The sequence below is a fragment of the Bacillus sp. LR--39 genome (assembly GCF_053613335.1).
Genome location: NZ_JBSIOT010000286.1, coordinates 1 through 1,134, shown reverse-complemented (window position 1 = coordinate 1,134; position 1,134 = coordinate 1). Strand labels below are relative to the sequence as shown.

Below are 1,134 nucleotides of genomic sequence, written 5' to 3'. Positions count from 1 at the left end.
TTGTGATGCTCTTCGGTTCTGTGTCTGTTTTGGGGAACATGCCCCCTCATATTTATAACTTTTGTTTAAATGCCTCAATGAGTTTTGTTCCTGTATAGCCCTCTTTTACAAGGGACTCGAGAATGGTTTCAGTGCCCTGCTGTTTTCTTGTGACCATTTGTCCATAGAGTAAAACCTGGATGCTTTCTTCCAGCTTGACGATATTTTTCACTGCTGCTGTCAGCTGGGCGGGGCGATTGCTTTTTTTCGTGATCGTTACAAATACTTTGGCTTCAGATTGGCTGTTTAGAAGCTGTTCAAAAAAAGACAGATGTTCTTTCTGTACAAGCGCCTCAATCAGCCAGTGATTTTCACCGTCTTCTTTATTTATAATCAGTCCGTCAATAAGGGGAAACTGTTCGATTGATTGTTCTTCCTTGTCCACTCGTTCCACATTCAGGTCAACCAGTTTAAAGGTTTTCATTTCTTCTCACCCCGATTACTTCCAAAGTTTTCTTGCCTTCCATTATAACATAAACGTTTTCGAGGAAAAAATCCTGCAATGCTGGGGCTAAAGAATTTTGTATGAGCGAAACATTTAATAATTTCTATTTTTTCATTATACTGTAACTGACTATGGATTACGGAGAGATGTGGTATGAATCAATTTCGTTTAAAAGAAATTTATATTGACGGCGCTCCTTCTGAAAGCCATTTGATTCAAAAGGAAGTAACATATATGTTAAGCCGTAAAGAAGTGTTTGAGGTTCATCTGAACAAAAAAGGAAGAATAAGTTTTTTATACGAAACACAAGATGGCATGGAGCAGTATAAAATCAAGCTGTCAATGCCGGAAAAAAAATTGAGCTTTCAGTGGTTTGCGTGGGATGGCTCTTCCTATGTGCGCATGAATACGCAAAACTGGCTGACAAAGCAAATCTTTTTCCGTTTTTTAAAAAGTACATATTTCTTCAAAGGGAAAAAGCAAAAGATGTTTTTAGCTGAAGGAAAAATGAAAACGAAAGATAAAAACAGAGGCTGAAAGCCATTTTTAAGCGTTTTTCTTTTCTTGTTGCATCATTTACAATACATACAACCGCAAGGAGAGGAGGAATCGCATGTTCAATCAGGTCATGCTTGTCGGACGTCTTACAA

2 protein-coding genes are annotated in these 1,134 nt (G+C 37.9%); one reads left to right on the top strand and one right to left on the bottom strand.

The features are described 5' to 3' along the window. Positions 1-52: 52 nt before the first annotated feature. Positions 53-463 carry a YwpF-like family protein gene (locus ACWHAR_RS22560; RefSeq protein ID WP_014481144.1) on the bottom strand — a complete coding sequence of 137 codons (411 nt, stop codon included), beginning with the start codon at positions 461-463 and terminating at the stop codon, positions 53-55. 174 nt (positions 464-637) lie between these two features. On the opposite strand from ACWHAR_RS22560, the gene ywpG reads away from it, so the two are divergent. Further along, positions 638-1,021 (top strand): DynA interaction protein YwpG, encoded by a 384-nt coding sequence (gene ywpG / locus ACWHAR_RS22555; protein WP_014478204.1) that lies wholly within the window; start codon positions 638-640, stop codon positions 1,019-1,021. The last annotated feature ends 113 nt before the right edge of the window (positions 1,022-1,134 follow it).